Source organism: Coraliomargarita sinensis, assembly GCF_003185655.1.
In the GTDB taxonomy this organism is placed as follows: Bacteria; Verrucomicrobiota; Verrucomicrobiia; order Opitutales; family Coraliomargaritaceae; genus Coraliomargarita_B; species Coraliomargarita_B sinensis.
In genome coordinates, this window is the sequence record NZ_QHJQ01000009.1 from 82,744 (window position 1) to 96,751 (window position 14,008).

Consider the following 14,008-nt stretch of genomic DNA (forward strand, 5'->3'; position numbering starts at 1 on the left):
GGAAATCCGTTCCGCCAGGTGTTAGTAGCGGTAGTGATCCGACTTGTAGGGTCCGCCGGGCTCGACGCCGATGTAGGCGGCCTGCTCCTTGCTCAGCTTGGTCAGCTTGCAGCCGATCTTCTCGAGGTGGAGGCGGGCGACTTCCTCGTCGATGTGCTTGGGCAGGATGTAAACACCCGGCGTGTATTTCTCGACCTGCTTCCAGAGCTCGATCTGGGCCAGTGCCTGATTGGTGAAGCTGTTCGACATCACGAACGACGGGTGCCCGGTCGCGCAACCGAGGTTGACCAGCCGGCCTTTCGCGAGCAGGTAGATGCTCCGCCCGTCGGAGAAGGTGTATTTGTCTACCGCGCCCTCGTTGTCGGGCTTGATTGAATCCACGTCGACACCGGGCATGTCGTTGAGCTTATCGACCTCGATCTCGTTGTCGAAGTGACCGATGTTACAGACAATCGCCTGGTCTTTCATCTTCGACATATGGTCCGCGGTGATAATGCCGTAATTCCCGGTCGTGGTGACATAGATATCGCCCCAGCCGAGCGTGTCTTCCACCGTGAGAACACGATAGCCTTCCATGGCCGCTTGCAGAGCACAAATCGGATCGACCTCGGTGACCACGACTTGGGCGCCCATGCCCTTGAGGGCGGCCGCACAGCCCTTACCGACATCGCCGTAACCACAGACGACCCCGACCTTACCGGAGATCATGACGTCAGTCGCACGCTTGATACCGTCGATGAGCGACTCGCGGCAGCCGTAAAGATTGTCGAACTTGGACTTGGTGACCGAGTCGTTGACGTTGATCGCCGGCACAAGCAACTTGCCCGCTTTGTGCATTTCGTAGAGTCGGTGCACACCGGTCGTCGTCTCCTCGGAAACGCCCTTCCATTCTTTGACCACGTTGTGCCAGTGATCCGGTTTCTCGGCGTGAATCTTTTTGAGAAGTGATTTGATTACCTGCTCCTCCATGCTCCCGGATTCGCTCTCCACCCAGTCGCTTCCATTCTCAAGCTCGTAGCCCTTGTGGATGAGGAGGGTGGCGTCACCGCCGTCGTCAACAATCAGCTGTGGGCCAGAGCCGTCGGGCCAGGTCAGCGCCTGCTCCGTGCACCACCAGTATTCTTCCAGCGTCTCGCCCTTCCAGGCGAAGACCGGCACCCCGAGATTCTTGGCGACGTAGGCCGCGGCATGGTCCTGGGTGGAAAAGATATTGCAGGAGCACCAGCGCACATCGGCACCAAGTGCCTGAAGCGTCTCAATGAGCACCGCGGTTTGCACCGTCATGTGCAACGAGCCCATCACACGGACACCCTTTAGCGGCTGCTCGCCCGCATACTTCTCGCGGGTGGCCATCAAACCCGGCATCTCGTGCTGGGCGATCTCAATTTCTTTCTGACCGAAGTCGGCGAGGTTGATATCCTTCACCTTATAATCGGTCTTGGTTTCTGTCAGTGTGTCTGTGCTCATGGTTAAATCTTTCTCTTATTCTTAATCTTGGTCTTAATCTTTACAGTTCCGCCTTGAGCTCCTCGGCCTTGGCGGTCGATTCCCAGGGCAAGCCTTCCTTGGCGAAGTGGCCGTAGTGGGTGGACTCGCGATAGATCGGCCGAAGCAGGTCAAGCTGGCTGACAATGTCGGCCGGCTTGAAGCTGAATACCTTCTGCGCGGCGGCGGCGATCTTACCGTCGTCCACCGTTCCAGTGCCGAAGGTATCGACGTGGATACTGGTCGGGTACGGGTGCCCGATGGCGTAGGCCACTTCCAGCTCACAGGCCTCGGCCAGGCCGGCCGCGACGATGTTCTTGGCCACCCAGCGGGTGAAGTAAGCGGCGGAGCGGTCGACCTTGGAAGGGTCCTTGCCCGAGAAGGCGCCACCACCGTGACGGGCCCAGCCGCCATAAGTATCGACGATAATCTTCCGGCCGGTCAGACCAGCATCGCCCTGCGGGCCACCGATAACAAACTTACCGGTCGGGTTGATGAGAAATTCCGTTTCATCCTTGAGCAGCTCCGCCGGCAGCACCTTGCGGATGACCTCCTCGATGCAGAACTCGCGAATCTCGGAGTGCGTCACATCCTCGGCATGTTGGGTCGAGATGACGACATTCTTGATGCTGACCGGCTGGCCGTCGATGTATTCCAACGCGACCTGACTCTTCACGTCCGGACGCAACCAGGGCACTTTAATTTCCTTGCGCTGATGAGCCATTTCCCGGAGGAGGCGGTGCGCGAACATGACCGGTGCCGGCATCAGCTCTGTGGTTTGCTTACAGGCATAGCCGAACATGATACCCTGGTCGCCGGCCCCCTGCTCTTCCGTCTCTTTGCCTTCCGCAGCAGCGGCATTCACCCCTTGGGCGATGTCCGAAGACTGGGCCGTCAGGATGTTGGAAATAAATACCTTGTCGGCGTGAAACACATCGTCGTCGTGGACGTAGCCGATATCACGAATTGCCTGGCGGACGATCTCCTCGTAATTAAGCTTCGCGTCGGTGGTGATCTCACCGGCCAACACCACACAGTTGCTCTTGACCAGCGTTTCGCAGGCAACGCGGCTCTTGGGATCCTGCTCGAGGCAGGCATCCAGGATACTATCCGAAATATAATCGGATACTTTGTCGGGGTGACCTTCGCCGACCGACTCGGATGAAAAGATGAAATTTTTGCTCATGAAGGCGCGGAGTATCGCCAGCCTCGCACAAAAATCAAGCCTTTCATCAATATATCAGGATAATTTGATATGTTTTATATTTCCGAGCCATGCCCGCCCAAATCAATCCGCTTGGTGGGTCGCGGCACCACCACATCCAGAAGGGCGCCGATTGTCCGGTGCGCCTCCAGCGGATGCCTCAGGCGACCTTCCGTGTGGATGAGATAGCAATTCTGGCGACCCACCCGCATGCGCTCCAAATAGCCCGCCTCTTCCAACTCCGCGACGATCCGCTGTACCGCGCGCTCGGTGATACCGACTGAAAGGGCCACTTCACGCAGGGGCTGTTCCGCATTGCGCGCCAGGCAAATCAAGACGTGGGAGTGATTGGTCAGAAAATTCCAGCTGGGCGTATTCTCATTGCTCATGACAAAAGGCTGTCCGCATTTTATAGAAACGTAAAACACGAAATTTCGTTCGTACGAATCGTTATTTGCGTTTGAGCAAGCACCCGCAAAGTCTTCTACTAATAAACAACCGCACCCGGCCGCCGTCGCAAGGCCCCTTCGTTCACGTTTTTCCAAATCCCCACACCCATGATCAAGATTCGCCCACTCTCCCTCGCCCGGCTTCTCGGCCGCAGCTTCATGATTTATCCGCTTGTCGGGATCAGCTCCATCCTTGGTCAGACACTTGAGATCAAAAAAGAGTCACTGGAAGACTACAACGAGCGGATGCAGTGGTTCGCCGATTCCCAGTACGGCCTTTTCATCCACATGGGAGGATACTCTCAACTGGGAGGCATTTGGAAGGGCGAAGAGGCGGGAGGTTATTCTGAATGGATTCAGGGCCGGGCGAAAATCGATCGCGACGAGTATGCCGAAATCGCCCTGCAATTTAACCCGGAACAATTCGACGCGGATCTGATCGTCAACAACGCCCGGGACGCTGGCATGACCTACCTGGTGATCACGGCGAAACACCACGAGGGATTTTGCCTTTGGGACAGCGCTTACACCGAGTACGACATCGCCAGTACGCCGACCGGTGACCGCGACATCCTACAGGAGCTCAAGGATGCCTGCGCCAAATACGGCATCCGCTTCGGACTCTACTACAGTATCATTGACTGGCATCACCCCAGCCAAGCACGCCCCTTTGAAGTCGGTAAAGAAGGCTGGTCCGGCAAGACGGTTATTGTCGACGAGCGCAAGCAGGAGTATGTCGATTACCAGCGTAATCAGGTCCTTGAACTGGTCGAAAAGTACGATCCGGTCGTGCTCTGGTTCGACGGCGACTGGGCGGACTGGTGGACGCTCGAAGACGGCATCTCCCTTTACAACCAGATCCGTGAGGCGGATGCGGACGTTATCGTCAATAACCGGGTCGCAAAGCGCGGCAAATTCGAACTCGACTACGTCACCCAGGAACAAAAGCACTTCGACAAAGCTTTCGCCAAACATTGGGAAGGTTGCTACACCATGAATAAGTCCTGGGGCTACAAAAAGAACGACGACAACTGGAAGTCTCCGGAGACGGTTTATAACAAGCTGAAGGATATAAATGAAAAAGGCGGCGTCCTGCTCCTGAATGTCGGCCCTGATGGAAACGGCGTCGTCCAGGACGAAGCATGGGAGATACTTCGAGAAACCGCGACACTATTGGAAAAGAACCCCATCACGAAAAGGATCCCGACGATCACCGAGGTGCCCGGGGTAAGCTTGAAAGAACCCGCCAAAGACAAGACCGATATCGACGGATAGCCGCGGCACTCCGCAGGAGTGCGGACATCTCTGTCCGCTTTCTGAAAACACGAATCCGGGAGGAATTGGAGACGACAGGAAGAAATTTCCTGACTCCGTTAAGCTTCAAACAGGACCAGCCCGTCTAGCCGGCTAGTCGTTACGGCGTTGAAATTCACGACAAATTTTCCGGCCCTGGTAATCTTAGAACACTATTCGTTCTCGAGGAACTTTACGCCCTCAAGCTTCACCACCACCGGGTTGGGCCAGCCGTAGTTGTTGTAAAGGCGCTGAGCCCGGACCACCGAGATGCTGAGCCCTTCTTCAATCATTTCGACGCGGGACTCAGGCTTCAGGTTCGGGCGGTACTCCACCACCTGATCATTCTGCCCGAGCACGGAGATCTTCATCTCTCCGTGGGGCGCGAGTGACTGGAGAGTATACTCACGGCGCTGCCCCCGCCGCCAGCGCTCCTCCCCTTGGGGAATGATGATGTAGACCGTATCGGGCTCGTCTTTGGGACGGGTGAAGTAAAGCTCGCCCTCACCAATCACCGGACAGGGACGAATATTGTGTATCGCCTCGCCGTTGACGAACATCCAGAGGCCCAGCTCCCGGAAGCGCCGCTCCTGCTCAAAGGGGATCCGGCCCGAAGGCTCCGGCCCCATATTGATCAAAAGGTTGCCGCCCTTGGCGCGGATATCGATGAGCATTTCGATCAACTGCTCGCCGGACTTGTAATTTTCGTTGGTCGGCTTGAACTGCCATTGGGAGCCAAGCGTGAAACAGGATTCCCAGGGGCCCGCCAGGGGCTGGTTGGGGATGTTCTGTTCGGGTGTTTCCATTTCCCCGCGGGTGACGATGCACTGGGGCTGGAGCTGATGGATGTAATCGCGAATCGCAGTATTGTCGAAAGCGTCGAGGAAGGCCACATCGATGGGCCCGTATTTGGTAAAGAGCTCCTTTACCTGACGCTTGTTGTAGGCCAGCAGCTCAGGGTTATTGGAGATACCGACATAATCAGCACCTTTGCGCCGGATGACATGCCCCTGTTGATGCAGAAACCAAAAGTCCTCCGGCGAGAAGTAGAAGCCCACCTTCATGTCATACTTGCGGCAGGCCTTCACGTAGGCTTTGACGATGTCTTTCTTGTAGGGCGTATTCGCGACCGAGAAATCGGTTGTCTTGGTCGGCCAGAGGCAGAAGCCGCTGTGATGCTTGGTCGTGAGCACCATGTACTTGAAGCCGGCCAGTTTGGCCAAGCGCACCCACTCCTCCGGATCGTAGTCATCAGGATCGAAATACTTCGGCAACTCGTTGATGTAGCGCTCCAGATAATCCTCCGAGGCCCCGACCATACTGTGGGAGATGACACTGCCGAGCTCGGCATCCAATCCCCAGTGGATGAACATGCCCATGCCCCAATCCATGAATTGCTCGACCCGCACGGGATCGTTACTGCGATCTTTTAAATCGAGACCCGGGTTGGCCTGGAGGTTAAACAAAACAAAAATCAGGCAAATACTACTCAGCAGATACTTCATGACGCAGAGAAATTAGAGAGACCCGTCATCGCGTCTACTTCCAAATACCATTCTTTTTGATAGCTAAGCAAAATACGAGGGCACAAAAAAACCCGCAGGCTTGAAAAACCTACGGGTTAAATGGCGGGATAGACGGGACTTGAACCCGCGGCCTCCTGCGTGACAGGCAGGCGCTCTAACCAACTGAGCTACTACCCCAGAAATTGGGAAAGACGCAGACAGTAGAATTGGGCGAATGCATGTCAAGCGGTGTTTTCAGCATTTTTTGCTCCGCCTCCACCGCCTTATTTTACACCATACGGACGCTAGGAATTACCGCCCTCGAGCATTTTCACGCGGCGGTGCGGCTGTGGAAATTGCAGGGTGATCGCGGTGCCGACATCTTTGCGCGATTCGATGGTAATCTGTCCGCCGTGCTCGCGCATGATTCGTTGCACAATCATCATGCCCAGGCCATGCCCTTCGGACTTGGTTGTGTAATAAGCCTGAAAGACTTTTGAAAGTTCCTCCTCCGAGATCCCCGACCCGGTATCGGAGAACTGCAGATATACAAAGTCATCGTCCTTTTTCGCCAGAATACTCAAGCGCCCACCCGGCTGCATCGCCTCCATGGCATTCTTCACCAGATTAAAGAAAACCTGCTTGATTTGACCACGGTCCCCCAGCACCGAAGGGATCTCATCGTTCACCTCAATATTGACCTCGATATCACGATTACTCAGCTCAGCCTCTTGAACGTGCAGGACCTCTTCCACGAGTTGCACTAGCTCGAGTTCATTTAATTCGGGCTTTTGCGGACGGACCGCTTCGAGGAAGTGGGTAATAATTCCGTCCAGGCGCTGGACCTCCCCCTGGCAAACCTGAACGGACTCCGCCAGTTGAGCACTCTCTTTATCCTGAGCCAGCTTTTTGAGCTTCCTCTCAATCAATTGCAAATGAATGGTCAGGGAATTGAGCGGGTTGCCCAGCTCATGCGCCACTCCGGCTGCGAGCCGCACGATCGATGAGGTCCGCTCGTTCTCGATCAGCTCTTCCATCGATACTTTGTCCTCCGTTACATCGGAAATGGTGATGACATAGCCGCCACTGTCATCTTGGCCGATCTGGGCGTCGATCGGCACCATGTAGAGCCGGACGATGCGCCGCTCCGGATAGTTCAGCTCCAACTCACGCGAGTAGACCGGCGACGACTTCTTTCCCGGGCCTGTCTGTTTCTCCAAAGACTTGGCCAGATCCGGCACCATTTTCCAGAGACGGGTGACACCGATGTCATTTTCCTTTAAGCCGATCATGGAAAGCCCGGCATCGTTGGCGTATTGAACAATCCCGTCGGAATCGATCACGAGGATACCGTCCTGAATAGTATTAAAAACCGTCTCCTGCAGCTTCCGCTCCCGCGCCAGGCGCTGCACCAGAATCCCCAGATTGACCGAGTCCAGGTCTTCCAGCCGCCCGAGAATTTTATCCAGTCCGGTGTTTTTCATGCGAAACTCTTAATTGTGTTCCTACTCCAACTCTTAATCTTAATCCTAATCCAAGTTCCCACCATAAGCGGCCTGCTCCTCATAAACCCGGTCCGAGGAATTCGATTTTTCACCAGGCCAACCAGCATAGAAACAATCTCCAGCAAACATTCCTTGCCTTCATGCACCTGTCCATCCGTTGCTAAACTCTTTCGCTGTAGCACGTCGAGTGCGGCAGCACACTCCAAGGCAGGCCCTCTCGCAATATCAAAGAAACGACAACGATCCGGAGCTGTAAATTTCCCGAGTGATCTCTGATATACTTTTAATTTCTCGTGGTCGAATTTGGGGGACATAGGGGAGATTGTGGGGATTAAGAGTAAGAGACAATTGCACGTGCCTCACCCAGCACCTGTATCAATTCGATCGCGATAGCGCTTTTGGTCGTTGGGCCAATCTTTCTAAACGAACCGTCTGCCCCAATCAGGAGCACTTCATTGGTATCCGCGGCAAACCCGGCGCCAGCCTGCCCGACTTCGTTGGCCACGATCCAGTCGAGGCGCTTCGACTCCAATTTCTTGCGGGCATAGGCCTCCACATCATGAGTCTCGGCAGCGAAGCCCACCACGGTTTGATGTGCTTTTCTTTCGGTTACGGTTTTCAGAATATCAATCGTCCGTTCGAACTCAACCGTCATATCAGCCACCTCCTTCTTCGCTTTCTGCGAGAGCTGTTCCTTGGGGCGAAAGTCGCTCACTGCCGCGGTCATGATCAAGATATCACAGGCGTCAAAGAGCGCGTCCACCTGATGATACATTTCCTCGGCCGTGACCACGGGATAGAGAATGGCACCGTCCGGCTCCTCGAAAGCGACCGGACCTGAGACCAGGTCGACGGTCCAACCGGCATCAACGGCGGCCTCGGCCAGGGCAAAGCCCATCTTCCCGGTGGAGGGATTACTGATAAAGCGGACCGGATCGAGAAACTCGCGGGTCGGCCCGGCGGTGATAAGACAGCGAATAGAGCTTGCGTTCGACATAAGCGGATGAACCTTAGGCCATCTCATGCCTGAACAGCAACCCAGCAAGCAGCAAAATTCCGAACCGGTAAAAAAGGAAAACACCTTCCTCAATCTCGGGTTTAACCTCGTCTTGCCCATCCTTCTTCTAAACAAGGGGAAAGAATGGTTCGGCGGTCAACTTGAGCCCTACTTTGAAAACGTCGCCGTTGGCGTACTGCTGATCGCACTGGCCTTCCCCGTCGTATATTTCGTCTACGACTATTTCAAACGAAAGAAGTACAACATTTTTTCCATCATCGGCCTGATCAGTGTTCTGCTGACCGGCGGCATCGGCATACTCAACATTCCGACTGAGTGGTTTGCCGTGAAGGAAGCTGCCATCCCCTTGATTTTGGGACTTGCAGTCATGATCTCCCTGAAAACTCCCTACCCGCTGGTACGCACTCTCCTCTTCAATCCGGAAATCATGCATGTGGATCGCGTGCATGAGGCACTTCGCGAGCACGATGCAGAAGCAGAATTTGAAAAGCTCCTCACCTTTTGCACCTGGCTGCTGGCCGGCTCCTTCTTGCTGAGCGCCGTGCTTAACTTCATTCTCGCCCGCTGGATTGTGGTCAGCCCCAGCGGCACCGACGCCTTTAATGCCGAAGTCAGCAAGATGATGGCCTGGAGCTGGCCCATCATCGCCGTACCGAGCATGGCGATCATGATCGTAGCACTCTACAAACTACTCGGCGGGATCAAGCGCATGACCGGACTGGAGCTGGAACAGGTGCTGCAGGGGGCAGAAGCAAAGGAAGTGAAAAAAAGCTGAGGGACAGCGTCCTGGCTCACCGGATCTCCCAACGGTAGTGCATACGGGAAAGCCTCTCGTAACCCCCTTCGGTCACCCGGACGACATCCTCGATCCGGCAACCTCCGATTTTTGGGTAGTAGAGACCCGGCTCAATGGTAATGACATGGTCCGCCTTGAGCTTTTCTTTCTTTGTTGAAACGGACGGCGGCTCGTGCACTTGCAGACCGAGACCGTGGCCCGTGGAGTGAATAAATCCGGTAAAGCGGTTCCCGCTTCGCTCGGTCTTGTAGCCGGCCTCCGCAAAGTGGTTTTCCGCTGCGGCATGTACGGCATGCGCTTTAGCACCGGCCTGAACTGCCGCCAGAGCCGCGGCCTGGGCTCCCCGCACCGCCGCCACGAGTTTACGCTGCTCAGGTGTCGCCCGCCCTTTCAGGAATGTCCGTGTCATGTCGCCATGATAGCCGGTCTTCTGCACACGCGGGAAGACGTCGATAATAATCAATTCATTCGGACGAAGCGGTCCGTGGCCGGCTTCGTGGGGATCGCAGGCCTGACGGCCACCGGCGACGATGGTATTTTTCGCCACGGCTCCTTTTTCCAAACAGACCTGATCGATAATCGTACGCAGGCGTTCCGAAGTGAGGACACGCCCCTTGTAGACGAGGCGTTTCCCGTCGATTACGGATTCGCGAAGCACCGCTTCGGCCGCGCGAATGCCCGCCGCCGAGGCGGCATTACCCTGCCGAACGGCCCGGGCTTCCGCATCGGTCTTCTTTTGCCGCTTTGGAAAGAACGGGCCGCGCTTCACTTTTAAAGAATAGCCCGCCTCATGCAGCACGGCATAGTAGATCGCGGGAAAATCCGCTGGCACTTCGACCTTTTTCACGGCGAAGCGTTGGGCAAAGTAGCACATGAGTTCACCCGGCCCGACATCCGCTTTGGCCAACCCCAAAAGCTCGGCCGCCTTCGGCTTGATTTCCTCCAACAGCATCACTTCGTCGTAGTTCGACTTGGCTTTGACCCGGGAATATTCCAACCGGTTGACTACGGCGTATGATTTTTTAGCCGTGAGTATGGATAAGTAAGGGTCCGGAACGAAGACACCGCCCAGGTAAAGAACATCCGCGGAATCGTCGGAAGAAGCGTAGAGGAAGCGAATGGTTGAGGATTTACTTTTCATTGTCGGTCACAGCACTATGACTGTTAGGAGAATATGTCTACCTGTTACGAAACAATCCGACCGGCGGTGCAACGCATCGAGTTGAGTGCCCTGCTCGCTGTGATGAGCGCCCTGATACTCGGCGGTTGCCAGCCGGACGAGGCGACTACTGCCAGCGAGCCCGTCAGAGCGGACACCTACTTCCCGATCACCATCGGCGAAAGCACATTACAGCTACAGCTTGCACTGACTCCGGCCGAACACCAGAAGGGACTGATGTTTCGTCGTGAACTTCCGGAAGATCACGGCATGCTCTTCATCTTTGAACGTCCGAGACAGCAGGGTTTCTGGATGAAGAACACCAGCCTCCCGCTTGATATCGGCTACCTTGACCCAAGCGGCCGTCTCATCGAAGTACACCCATTGTTTCCCTTCGACGAAACTCCCGTCGCCTCCCGCAGCCGACAAATTCTGATCGCCATCGAAACCAACCGCGGCTGGTATGCCAAAAACGGCGTCAAACCAGGCGCGCAACTTGACGTGGAGGCCTTGAAGGCCGCGATCACGAAGCGCGGCTTCGCACCGACTCAATACGCAATCGAGGACTGATGGCGAAAAAAAGTGCAACGCCGGAGAGCCCGCAAAGGCCCCAAAGCGACCTCATCATCCCCCCGACAATGGTCACGCGCGACTCGGCGAAACGAAAACCCGTCGGCGAAAATAAAGCTCCGAAACGGATCGGCATCTGGGCTTATGCCGCACTGATAATACTGACACTGCTAGTCTACGCCCCGACCTTGCAGACCGGGCTACTGTGGTCCGAATATGACACTGTCGAGCGGACGCCTTACCAATCATTGGAAGATTGGTCGGAGGCATGGTCTGCCGAATCGATCCGACGCCACGATCCTATCACGCTTTCGAGTTATTTTATCGAATCACATCTTCCTCTGCCAGCGGCGACAGCGCACCGACTGATCAACCTCATCCTGCATCTTCTGGCAGCACTGCTCTTACTGAAACTCCTCGAAAGCCTCAAATTGCGGGGAGCGTATGCCGCTGCGCTGGTTTTCGCTCTCCACCCGGCTGCCCTGCAAACACTCTTCTGGCCCGGCTACCGTCATGAACTTGTCGGCCTTGTCTTCATCCTGGCCAGCCTCTTCTTCGGCATTCGAAACCGCGATTTGAAGGACTTCATTCTCGCGCTGGCGTTGGCAATTATCAGTTCCCTCTTACATTCCGCCGCACTCGTACTCCCTCTGCTTCTGGCGCTGTGCATCTTCTATCAAAATAAGTTCGTCCATCTTCACCATTACAACAGGGTCCTGCCCTTTTTCTGCGTGGCCCTCTTTACTGGCGTCTGGACGCATGCTGGGCAGGCGGGAGCACCCGCATCCGAGGAACTGAGCGCCCTGACCAAAGCCGGACAGAATCTTTATTTCTATCTCCGGCAGTCATTCCTACCGGTCGATCGACAACTCTTTCATGTCTTCTCTGAGAGGCAGAGCTACAACGTCGGCGCCGCCAACAACCTACTGGCATTTTTATTTTTCGTGCCCTTCTACGTACTCATTGCCTTCAACCATCGCAAGCGCTGGGCGCGGGGCCTGTTTCTTGGGCTGAGCAGCTACATCCTGCTTCTCCTCTACGGAATCGCGCAGACCGGACGCTTCATCGATGGCAGCCTGGCTAAAGAAGAATACGCGCTCTACGTCGCCCTGCCCGCGGCGATAGCGATTACTTTCTGCAGTCTGGCCGGCTTCTTTGAAAGCAAGCACACTTTTGGCAGAATCCTCTGGTCAGGCTTTTTCGGTTTATTCCTACTCGTTCAAATCACACTGACCGCCTCCTATAGTTTTGCTGTGAGCGATAAAAACCGCATGTGGCAAAGCATGGCCGAACAGTGGGACAATTCCTGGCTTCCCAAAGCCGCGCTGGTGGAATCCGTCCGTTCCTCAGAGAGCGATCTGTTGAGCCAGTCGGAAATAATCCGCACGCTGGAAGAAATCCTTGAGACCAACCCCGATCGCCACGGAGAGCGTATCCTTTTGGCACGCACATATCGCGAGGCGGGACAGAACACGAATGCCCTGCGCGAATATAAGCGCATCCTGCGAGATACCGATCCGGATAACGCATTTTTGGAAGAAGCCGCTGATTTTTTTGACAGTCTCAACCTGAGCTGGGAGGCTAATAACACCCGCGAGCGCATCACCCACTCAAAAAGCTCTGCAGAATAACCTAAAACGTTTTAACAATGACTAAGAAAAAGACCCCCGGCCTCGGCACTCTGGCACTTCATGCAGGACACAGCCCGGACAGCGCCACCGGCTCCAGAGCGGTGCCCATTTATCAAACGACCAGCTACGTCTTTAACGACACGGCCCATGCCGCCCGCCTCTTCGGACTGGAAGAGTTGGGCAACATTTACACGAGGATCATGAATCCCACTGTCGATGTACTGGAGCAACGCATGGCCGCCCTCGAAGGCGGCTCCGGCGCCCTCGCGCATGCCAGTGGCCAGGCGGCCATTACCAGCTCCATCCTGAACATCGCGCGGGCCGGAGAGAACATTGTCTCCGCCTCCCAGCTCTACGGCGGCACCTACACCCTCTTTAAATATACCCTGCCAAAGCTCGGCATCGAAGTCCGTTTCGCCGATGCGGAAAACCCCGAAACCTTTGAACCGCTGATCGATGACAAGACCCGTGCGGTCTATGGGGATACCGTCGGCAACCCGAAGATGAATGTCTTCCCTTTCGAAGAGGTCTCCGCGGTCTGCAAAAAGCACAAGCTCCCGCTGATCGTCGACAGCACGGTGGCGTCCCCCGCCTGCTGCCGTCCACTGGAACACGGAGCCAACGTCGTCATCCACAGCGTAACCAAGTTCCTCGGCGGGCACGGCACCACGGTCGGCGGCATCGTCGTCGACGGGGGCAATTTTGACTGGGGCAGCGGCCGTTTTGCCGAGTTCACCGAGCCGGACCCGAGTTACCACGGTCTGGTGCACTGGGACGCCTTCAAGGCCTTCGAACCGGCCGGCGGAGCAAATATCGCCTACATCATGAAGATGCGCCTGCAGCTTCTGCGTGATACCGGCAACTGCCTCTCCCCCTTCAACGCCCACCAGCTGCTGCAAGGCATTGAAACACTCCACCTCCGCATGGAGCGCCACTGCAGCAACGCCTTGAAGGTCGCCGAATTTTTGGAAGGCCACGACGCCGTCGACTGGGTCAATTACCCCGGCCTGCCGGACAATCGCTACCACGCCGCCGCCAAAAAATATTTCGACCCGAAGCACCACGGTGCCCTCGTCGGCTTCGGGGTGAAAGGCGGCGCGGAAGCGGGCAGCAAGTTCATCGACAGCCTCAAGCTCTTCAGTCACCTCGCCAACATCGGCGATGCCAAGTCGCTGGCCATCCATCCGGCCACCACCACCCACTCCCAACTCGAACCGGAGGAGCAAATCGCCGCCGGGGTCTCACCGGACTTCGTGCGCCTGTCCATCGGCCTCGAGGACATCGACGACCTGCTGGCCGACCTGGACCAGGCACTGAAAGCCTAGCTCATCCGAGGGCTGCGACCCGCGACAGCCCTACGATCCTGAGTCGACAAAGCGCGGGTGCCGCAAGC

13 protein-coding genes and 1 tRNA gene are annotated in these 14,008 nt (G+C 56.0%); 5 read left to right on the forward strand and 9 right to left on the reverse strand.

From position 1 onward, the window contains the following. Positions 1 to 21 precede the first annotated feature (21 nt). The 3 genes from ahcY to DDZ13_RS12020 form a co-directional block, all read right to left on the reverse strand. Complete coding sequence (gene ahcY, locus DDZ13_RS12010) at positions 22 to 1,467, reverse strand: adenosylhomocysteinase (protein WP_110131701.1); 1,446 nt, start codon at positions 1,465 to 1,467, stop codon at positions 22 to 24. Between the two features lie 40 nt (positions 1,468 to 1,507). Beyond that, entirely contained in the window at positions 1,508 to 2,671 is a 1,164-nt protein-coding gene (gene metK / locus DDZ13_RS12015) for a methionine adenosyltransferase (protein WP_110131702.1), read from the reverse strand. A gap of 74 nt (positions 2,672 to 2,745) precedes the next feature. Continuing rightward, on the reverse strand, positions 2,746 to 3,078 hold the full coding sequence (locus DDZ13_RS12020) for a helix-turn-helix transcriptional regulator (protein WP_110131703.1): 333 nt from the start codon (positions 3,076 to 3,078) through the stop codon (positions 2,746 to 2,748). Between the two features lie 168 nt (positions 3,079 to 3,246). Here DDZ13_RS12020 and DDZ13_RS12025 point away from each other — a divergent pair, with 168 nt between their 5' ends. Next, entirely contained in the window at positions 3,247 to 4,413 is a 1,167-nt protein-coding gene (locus DDZ13_RS12025) for an alpha-L-fucosidase (protein ID WP_110131704.1), read from the forward strand. A gap of 191 nt (positions 4,414 to 4,604) precedes the next feature. Here DDZ13_RS12025 and DDZ13_RS12030 read toward each other — a convergent pair whose 3' ends face one another. From DDZ13_RS12030 to DDZ13_RS12050, 5 genes are all read right to left on the reverse strand, one after another. Next, on the reverse strand, positions 4,605 to 5,936 hold the full coding sequence (locus tag DDZ13_RS12030) for an alpha-L-fucosidase (RefSeq protein WP_110131705.1): 1,332 nt from the start codon (positions 5,934 to 5,936) through the stop codon (positions 4,605 to 4,607). 121 nt (positions 5,937 to 6,057) lie between these two features. Next, positions 6,058 to 6,134, reverse strand: a tRNA-Asp gene (locus DDZ13_RS12035). Positions 6,135 to 6,241: 107 nt separating this feature from the next. Next, positions 6,242 to 7,420 carry a sensor histidine kinase gene (locus DDZ13_RS12040; protein WP_110131706.1) on the reverse strand — a complete coding sequence of 393 codons (1,179 nt, stop codon included), beginning with the start codon at positions 7,418 to 7,420 and terminating at the stop codon, positions 6,242 to 6,244. Continuing rightward, a complete protein-coding gene (locus tag DDZ13_RS15950; RefSeq protein WP_110131707.1) occupies positions 7,417 to 7,755 on the reverse strand; it encodes a four helix bundle protein in 339 nt (112 codons plus the stop codon). The genes DDZ13_RS12040 and DDZ13_RS15950 overlap by 4 nt, the downstream gene beginning before the upstream one ends. Before the next feature lie 17 nt (positions 7,756 to 7,772). After that, complete coding sequence (locus tag DDZ13_RS12050; protein ID WP_158279910.1) at positions 7,773 to 8,438, reverse strand: phosphopantothenoylcysteine decarboxylase domain-containing protein; 666 nt, start codon at positions 8,436 to 8,438, stop codon at positions 7,773 to 7,775. Between the two features lie 25 nt (positions 8,439 to 8,463). Between DDZ13_RS12050 and DDZ13_RS12055 the strand changes: the two genes are divergently transcribed. Next, positions 8,464 to 9,234, forward strand: coding sequence for a VC0807 family protein (locus DDZ13_RS12055; protein WP_110131709.1), 771 nt, complete (start codon positions 8,464 to 8,466; stop codon positions 9,232 to 9,234). Between the two features lie 16 nt (positions 9,235 to 9,250). Here DDZ13_RS12055 and DDZ13_RS12060 read toward each other — a convergent pair whose 3' ends face one another. Then, positions 9,251 to 10,396, reverse strand: a complete 1,146-nt coding sequence (locus tag DDZ13_RS12060; protein ID WP_110131710.1) for a M24 family metallopeptidase — start codon at positions 10,394 to 10,396, stop codon at positions 9,251 to 9,253. Positions 10,397 to 10,429: 33 nt separating this feature from the next. Here DDZ13_RS12060 and DDZ13_RS12065 point away from each other — a divergent pair, with 33 nt between their 5' ends. Genes DDZ13_RS12065 through DDZ13_RS12075 form a run of 3 tightly spaced genes read left to right on the forward strand, consistent with a single transcriptional unit; the run spans position 10,430 to position 13,940 of the window. Continuing rightward, the gene (locus tag DDZ13_RS12065) at positions 10,430 to 10,984 is read left to right on the forward strand and encodes a DUF192 domain-containing protein (RefSeq protein WP_110131711.1); all 555 of its coding nucleotides are present in this window, start codon (positions 10,430 to 10,432) and stop codon (positions 10,982 to 10,984) included. Beyond that, the gene (locus tag DDZ13_RS12070) at positions 10,984 to 12,615 is read left to right on the forward strand and encodes a tetratricopeptide repeat protein (protein ID WP_110131712.1); all 1,632 of its coding nucleotides are present in this window, start codon (positions 10,984 to 10,986) and stop codon (positions 12,613 to 12,615) included. The genes DDZ13_RS12065 and DDZ13_RS12070 overlap by 1 nt, the downstream gene beginning before the upstream one ends. A gap of 17 nt (positions 12,616 to 12,632) precedes the next feature. Further along, positions 12,633 to 13,940 (forward strand): O-acetylhomoserine aminocarboxypropyltransferase/cysteine synthase family protein, encoded by a 1,308-nt coding sequence (locus DDZ13_RS12075; protein WP_110131713.1) that lies wholly within the window; start codon positions 12,633 to 12,635, stop codon positions 13,938 to 13,940. Positions 13,941 to 14,008: the final 68 nt, after the last annotated feature.

What these genes read in the sequence shown, in the direction of transcription:
- ahcY (WP_110131701.1), bottom strand. Translation starts at nt 1,467, where the DNA reads ATGAGCACAGACACACTGACAGAAACCAAGACCGATTATAAGGTGAAG.
- metK (WP_110131702.1), bottom strand. Translation starts at nt 2,671, where the DNA reads ATGAGCAAAAATTTCATCTTTTCATCCGAGTCGGTCGGCGAAGGTCAC.
- DDZ13_RS12020 (WP_110131703.1), bottom strand. Translation starts at nt 3,078, where the DNA reads ATGAGCAATGAGAATACGCCCAGCTGGAATTTTCTGACCAATCACTCC.
- DDZ13_RS12025 (WP_110131704.1), top strand. Translation starts at nt 3,247, where the DNA reads ATGATCAAGATTCGCCCACTCTCCCTCGCCCGGCTTCTCGGCCGCAGC.
- DDZ13_RS12030 (WP_110131705.1), bottom strand. Translation starts at nt 5,936, where the DNA reads ATGAAGTATCTGCTGAGTAGTATTTGCCTGATTTTTGTTTTGTTTAAC.
- DDZ13_RS12040 (WP_110131706.1), bottom strand. Translation starts at nt 7,420, where the DNA reads ATGAAAAACACCGGACTGGATAAAATTCTCGGGCGGCTGGAAGACCTG.
- DDZ13_RS15950 (WP_110131707.1), bottom strand. Translation starts at nt 7,755, where the DNA reads ATGTCCCCCAAATTCGACCACGAGAAATTAAAAGTATATCAGAGATCA.
- DDZ13_RS12050 (WP_158279910.1), bottom strand. Translation starts at nt 8,438, where the DNA reads ATGTCGAACGCAAGCTCTATTCGCTGTCTTATCACCGCCGGGCCGACC.
- DDZ13_RS12055 (WP_110131709.1), top strand. Translation starts at nt 8,464, where the DNA reads ATGCCTGAACAGCAACCCAGCAAGCAGCAAAATTCCGAACCGGTAAAA.
- DDZ13_RS12060 (WP_110131710.1), bottom strand. Translation starts at nt 10,396, where the DNA reads ATGAAAAGTAAATCCTCAACCATTCGCTTCCTCTACGCTTCTTCCGAC.
- DDZ13_RS12065 (WP_110131711.1), top strand. Translation starts at nt 10,430, where the DNA reads ATGTCTACCTGTTACGAAACAATCCGACCGGCGGTGCAACGCATCGAG.
- DDZ13_RS12070 (WP_110131712.1), top strand. Translation starts at nt 10,984, where the DNA reads ATGGCGAAAAAAAGTGCAACGCCGGAGAGCCCGCAAAGGCCCCAAAGC.
- DDZ13_RS12075 (WP_110131713.1), top strand. Translation starts at nt 12,633, where the DNA reads ATGACTAAGAAAAAGACCCCCGGCCTCGGCACTCTGGCACTTCATGCA.